This window comes from Clostridium sp., assembly GCF_016650095.1.
In the GTDB taxonomy this organism is placed as follows: Bacteria; Bacillota; Clostridia; order Clostridiales; family Clostridiaceae; genus Clostridium_AD.
Genome location: NZ_JAENWL010000227.1, coordinates 1 through 6,148 on the forward strand (window position 1 = coordinate 1; position 6,148 = coordinate 6,148).

Consider the following 6,148-nt stretch of genomic DNA (forward strand, 5'->3'; position numbering starts at 1 on the left):
TCTGATTGTATATCTGATTGTATATCTGTTGTATACAACAAGTATGCAACAACTACTATGCGTATTATTATAAACGCAGTGTAAACGTTTGTCAATACACTTAAGCGTATTAATATTTTAACTAATTATTTTTATTGCAATTGGTGTGATCATCACTCTTTTCTGGTGTAGGATTTTTACAAATAAGCGTTACCATTAAATTGGTATATCCATATAATCATATCTAAAATATAATATTATATATATGATTAACAAATAAAATAAAATTGGCCAATCTTACTGTTTTTAAGATTTACCAATTTTATATTATGAAATATAAGTTTAAATTTTTTAAAATTAATTAGCTTTTAAATTAATAAACTTGCTATAGCTGCATTTTTAGAATTATCAAGATGCTTTTTCATAGCATCAGCTGCTTGGTCATTTTTTCCATCAACTAAAAAATCTATTATATTAAGGTGCTCTTCCTGAGTGTCTTTTAGCCTACTATCTATCTTTTGACCTGATAATATACGCAGGCGATGATTCTGATTATATATATGATCCATAGTTTGATGAAAGTATTTATTGCCACTACTAGAAATAAAAAACCGATGAAACTTATCATCTATTTGATAAATTTTTTTCATGTTTTGTTTAGTGATATCCTCCATAACCATATCACGCATAAGTTTTAGTACTTTTTTATCTATATTACATCCATTAGTTCTAATTATAAATGGTTCAATTAGCTCTCTCACCTGAAAAATCATACTTATATCATTGAGAGACAAATCATTTACTATAATACCTTTCTTAGGTATTATAGTTACAAGGTTTTCCTGTTCGAGTTTACTAAGAGCTTCACGTATGGGTGTACGACTAGTATTTATTCCCTCCATAAGGACACTCTCATTTAAAAATGAATTAGGCAAGTATTCACAATTAATAATTTTTGCCTTTATGTCATCATACGCTTTCTGCTTCAAACTTACTTTTTTCACTTTATTAGCTCCATTCAAAATAATATTAATAATTAGCACCTATATATACATAGTTAATTTTATAACATACATTATTACAACTTAATTTAATATAGCATAAACTTTATTTCTTTTCAACTCTTTTTCATGTTCAATAAGCCACTTGTGGTTCTCCTGCGCTTTCCTTCACCTCGTTTACAAACATAGCTGAAATTATTGCACAATCTGAGGTTACTATTTCTGATAGCCCGATAGGTGAATTATAATATCCATAATATTTCTTAATCATTAAGCCACCTCCATAAGTAGAATGTAGCGTATGCTTCCCATCCTCTCCAATTCACTGACAGTTTCTTAATTTCATCTATCGTAGGCTTTTTATCTAATCCTAAAATGCCCTTTAATGCATTATGAATACCCACATCCGCTATAGGAAAAGCATCGTTTAGATCAAAGCATTTCAATATTGTATAATCTGCAGTCCAATTTCCTACCCCTCTAATTGATAGTAATCTATTTTTCAATTTTTCATAATCAACTTCTAATGCTAGTTCTTCTTTTTTAATAATTCCATCATTGAAAAGATTTGCAATACCAATTATGTATTCAGCCTTTCTTGTAGTAAATTGAAGAGGTTTTAAATCTAAAACTTCAAGCTTCGAAATAGCCTGAGGTGTAGGAAATAAAAAATACCACTCATTATCGTACAGCATTTTTTCTCCATACGCTTCAACTAGCCTTTTTTTTAATGTATATGCAAACTTTAGATTTATCTGTTGACCAATAATTGCCCAACATATTGTTTCAAACATATCATTGATTTTAACAATTCTAAGACCTTTATAATTATCAATTAATAGTTTGATAATTGAATCATCCTCTGCTAACTTATAAAATGGTGTTAAATCTGTTGCTAGATCAAACATATCCCACACATATTTAGCTACTTGTTCTCTAACCCATTTTGTCGGAACTTGATTCACAAAAGTTACCTTTAGTTTTTTAATTGCCCTGGAAATATTAATTAAAACAAAAACATCTTCAATTTTAAGCAATTTATAGAACTCATCTTCATCAATTTTATGCAAACATTCTATATCAGATCTATTTAAATAAACCATGCACTGCTCAAAACTAAACTCTTCAGGCACGTCAATTTCTATATATTTTTTAAAATCATTCCACTTTACCTTTAATAAATTAGGTAAACATGTTTTGCCCATGACAACACCCCTCACTTTTTCATTAGTCTAAATAAGCTACAATTATAATTTATGTAATGCTATCTGCAATAGTAATGTCTATTATAATCTCGCCTTCTGGTACTTAATTCATAATAAGGAGTAACTTAAATAAAATAAAGTTACTCTTTATTATGAATGTACTATTAAACAAGCCTCAATTATTGAATCTTTTCTATTATAATTTGCTGATCTTTAGCATCTACACCGATTATAGAACCATCCTTTATATCTCCCCTAATAATCTTCTTAGCAATAGATGTTTCTAGAACATTTTCAATATATCTTTTTAATGGCCGTGCACCATAGATTGGATCATAACCTTCCTCTGCCATAAGTTCTTTAGCAACATCAGTTACTTTCATTGATATATTTTTGTCCTTAAGCCTATTTTTGATATCTTCAAGGAATATATCAACGATACCTTCTATTTCTTTAGTATCTAGAGGTTTAAATAGTATAATATCATCCAATCTATTTAAAAATTCTGGTTTAAATTTGGACTTAAGCTCATTCATGACTCTATCACGGATATGTTGCTCTATACCTCCACTTTCATTATTTTCAAGGAGATAGTTGCTTCCAATATTAGAAGTCATAATTATTATGCAGTTTTTAAAATTTACAATTTTGCCTTGATTATCGGTTAACCTTCCATCATCAAGTATCTGAAGAAATATGTTAAACACATCTTCATGAGCCTTTTCTATTTCATCAAATAATATTACGCTATAGGGTTTTCTTCTTACCGCCTCTGTAAGCTGACCGCCCTCTTCATATCCTACATAACCTGGTGGTGCTCCTATAAGTCTTGACACCGAATATTTTTCCATATACTCTGACATGTCTATTCTTATAATACTTTCACTGCTCTCAAATAGTGTTTTAGCTAAAGTTTTAGCAAGTTCGGTTTTTCCAACTCCAGTAGGCCCAAGGAATATGAATGAACCAATAGGTCTTCTTGGATCCTTCATGCCCGCTCTTGCACGAATAACTGCGTTTGAAACAGCAATTACAGCTTCCTTTTGTCCAATTACTCGTTTTGATAGCTCATCTTCAAGTCTTAGGAGTTTTTTTCTTTCACTTTCTACCAGATTTGCTACAGGTATACCAGTCCACTTTGATACTATCTCTGAAATTTCTTTTTCGGTTACCTCTTCTTTAAGCATAGCCGTTTCATTATTTTGATGTATGCCTTCTTCTTTTTCTTTTATCTGTGCTTCAAGCTTCGGAATTACACCATATTTAAGCTCTGCCACCTTACTCAAATCGTATTCTCTTTCTGATTTTTCTATATCTCCTCGACAAACATCTAACTCTGCTTTTAAATTTCTAACTTCAACAATCTTAGATTTTTCTTTTTCATATTTTGCAGTCATTTCATTATCTTTATCTTTTAAATTACTTAACTCTTTCTCAAGCGCTGTGAGCCTTTTCTTTGAAGCGTCGTCATTCTCTTTGGATAGTGCTTTTTTTTCAATTTCAAGTTGAAATATCTTACGCTTAGTCATGTCCATCTCAGTTGGCATACTATCTATTTCAGTCCTTATCATAGCACAAGCTTCATCTATAAGATCTATAGCCTTATCCGGAAGAAATCTTGCTGTTATATACCTATCTGAAAGCTTTGCTGCTGCAACAATGGCTGAATCATGAATTCTTATACCATGATATATTTCAAATTTTTCTTTAAGACCTCTAAGTATTGACACAGAATCTTCCACAGTAGGTTCCTCAACTGTTACTGGTTGGAACCTTCTCTCAAGGGCCTTATCCTTCTCTAAATATTTTCTATACTCATCGAAAGTGGTTGCCCCTATACAATGAAGACTTCCTCTTGCGAGAAGTGGTTTTATCATGTTTCCTGCATCCATAGACCCCTCTGATTTCCCCGCTCCTACTATATTATGAATTTCATCTATAAATAAAATTATTTTACCTTCACTATTTTCTACTTCTTTAAGCACAGCTTTAAGTCTTTCTTCAAACTCACCTTTAAATTTAGCTCCAGCAATAAGTGCTCCCATATCTAAAGAAAATACTATCTTGTTTTTAAGCCCTTCTGGTACGTCTCCCTTTACAATTCTTTGGGCTAGTCCCTCAACTATTGCAGTTTTACCTACTCCAGGCTCTCCTATAAGTACAGGATTATTTTTAGTTCTTCTAGAAAGTATTCTTATAACCCGCCTAATTTCATCATCGCGTCCTATGACAGGATCTAACTTATGCTTTTTAGCTTCTTCCACAAGGTTTGTTCCATACTTCACCAATGCCTCATAAGTACCTTCTGGATCTGGATTTTCAACCCTCTGATTTCCCCTAACTTTTGAAAGCGCGTTTAAAAAATCATCTTTAGTAATGTTAAATTTCTTTAAAATATCTCCAATTTCTTTAGTATTTACATCCATAAGACCAAGCATTACATGTTCAACACTTATATAAGAATCCTTAAACTTCTTAGCTTCATCTTCTGCGCGTACAAAAACTTCATCAAATCTTCTAGTAGCATAAACTGATCCAGTATCTGCACCACTACCCGTAACTTTTGGCATCCGATCTATTGCTTTTTTAATATCCTCATTAAGCACACTTACATTTACACCCATTTTACTAAATATATTAGGAATGAGACCATCCTCTTGAGCAATAAGTGCTGCAAATAAATGTATTGTATCTATTTGTTGATGATTGTTTTTTACAGCTATTGCTTGAGCTTCATTTAAGGACTGTTGAACCTTTACCGTTAATTTTTCTATATCCATGTAATTAATCCTCCCTTTAGTTTATTTATTATTACCTGATACTCAACATAAATTATACAAAAAACACCCATATAAGTAAGTTGAAAAACCGTTTTACCAGCATAAAAACTTTGTTTATGGGTGCTTCACATTCACTTTTTAATCATCTATATATAGTGTGACCTAACCTAATATAATTATATCACTAAATAGCTATATAATTTGCACTTTACCTTATTATGATTGTAACATTTTCTCTATTTATAAAGGATTTATTAATATTTTTGATTTTGAATTTAAAATTTTTCAAATATATGATTGATGTGGAACATAGTGTTAAATAGTGGTATAATTTAGAATGACATTAATTACGGGGGTATAGCGCAGTTGGGAGCGCGTCTGCTTCGCATGTAGAAGGTCGGGAGTTCGACTCCCCCTATCTCCACCATATGTTTTAAAAAATGACTGTATCGCTTAGTTGTAACGCTAAATGATGCAGTCTTTTTTATTAGTTTGCAACAATATTTGCAACAACTAGATTAAATTTATAAACTATACTTAAAATGAATCGATGATTCCCATTCGAGATGAAAGTGGAATATGTCAGAAACTTATGGAAAGTGTTAAGTAGTAATATGTTTAAAGCTATAAAAGGTATTATTATAACTGGAGTGTATTATAGAAACGTGTACGAGTGTGCATGGAGATTGAATATCTCATAATTGATGGATATTACAGACATACAATAAATGTTCTTAGAATTGAAGTTAGAACAGATAAATAAAGTTGTTTTGGGGACATTAAATGCTAGTCAAATTTTAATACCTAATAAAAATGAACACTATAATTATAGCGAGCATAGAACTAGAGAAAAGCCTAAAACTAGTATTAAAATTAGTTTTAGGCTTCTTAAATAAATACATATTAACTATACGCATCATAAGGTATAGTTGGTTTAGGCTTAGCCCTTGGATTTCCTTTCTTTTTCATCATCAATAGCCTAAATTTATTGCTGATGGTTATACTGCATACAAGCTCGCGCAGCAGCAAGTTTATGCTTAAAGGCTTTGATTTCAACGTAATTCAAGTAATCGGACTTACTAATGATGATCCTGTGTCTACTGAATATCGTTGGGTTAAGCAAATCATAGAGAGACTTAACAGAACATTTAAATTCTCCTATCGGCGTTCTATAAAAATGGAA

Annotated in this window: 5 protein-coding genes and 1 tRNA gene; 2 read left to right on the forward strand and 4 right to left on the reverse strand. The window is 31.1% G+C overall.

Going from position 1 to position 6,148, the window contains the following annotated elements; translation table 11 throughout:
* Positions 1-347: 347 nt before the first annotated feature.
* From JJE11_RS12815 to clpB, 4 genes are all read right to left on the reverse strand, one after another.
* Positions 348-983 (reverse strand): GntR family transcriptional regulator, encoded by a 636-nt coding sequence (locus tag JJE11_RS12815; RefSeq protein WP_291636218.1) that lies wholly within the window; start codon positions 981-983, stop codon positions 348-350.
* A gap of 130 nt (positions 984-1,113) precedes the next feature.
* Positions 1,114-1,251: a hypothetical protein gene (locus JJE11_RS12820; RefSeq protein ID WP_291636221.1), complete on the reverse strand. Its 138-nt coding sequence runs from the start codon at positions 1,249-1,251 to the stop codon at positions 1,114-1,116.
* Positions 1,244-2,185 carry a DNA glycosylase gene (locus JJE11_RS12825; RefSeq protein WP_291636223.1) on the reverse strand — a complete coding sequence of 314 codons (942 nt, stop codon included), beginning with the start codon at positions 2,183-2,185 and terminating at the stop codon, positions 1,244-1,246. The genes JJE11_RS12820 and JJE11_RS12825 overlap by 8 nt, the downstream gene beginning before the upstream one ends.
* 179 nt (positions 2,186-2,364) lie before the next feature.
* Positions 2,365-4,965 carry an ATP-dependent chaperone ClpB gene (gene clpB, locus JJE11_RS12830; protein ID WP_291636225.1) on the reverse strand — a complete coding sequence of 867 codons (2,601 nt, stop codon included), beginning with the start codon at positions 4,963-4,965 and terminating at the stop codon, positions 2,365-2,367.
* Positions 4,966-5,316: 351 nt separating this feature from the next.
* Between clpB and JJE11_RS12835 the strand changes: the two genes are divergently transcribed.
* Positions 5,317-5,392, forward strand: a tRNA-Ala gene (locus JJE11_RS12835).
* A 301-nt stretch (positions 5,393-5,693) separates the two neighbouring features.
* Positions 5,694-5,861, forward strand: a complete 168-nt coding sequence (locus tag JJE11_RS12840) for a hypothetical protein (RefSeq protein ID WP_291636227.1) — start codon at positions 5,694-5,696, stop codon at positions 5,859-5,861.
* Positions 5,862-6,148: the final 287 nt, after the last annotated feature.

What these genes read in the sequence shown, in the direction of transcription:
- JJE11_RS12820 (WP_291636221.1), bottom strand. Translation starts at nt 1,251, where the DNA reads ATGATTAAGAAATATTATGGATATTATAATTCACCTATCGGGCTATCA.
- JJE11_RS12825 (WP_291636223.1), bottom strand. Translation starts at nt 2,185, where the DNA reads ATGGGCAAAACATGTTTACCTAATTTATTAAAGGTAAAGTGGAATGAT.
- JJE11_RS12840 (WP_291636227.1), top strand. Translation starts at nt 5,694, where the DNA reads ATGTTCTTAGAATTGAAGTTAGAACAGATAAATAAAGTTGTTTTGGGG.
- clpB (WP_291636225.1), bottom strand. Translation starts at nt 4,965, where the DNA reads ATGGATATAGAAAAATTAACGGTAAAGGTTCAACAGTCCTTAAATGAA.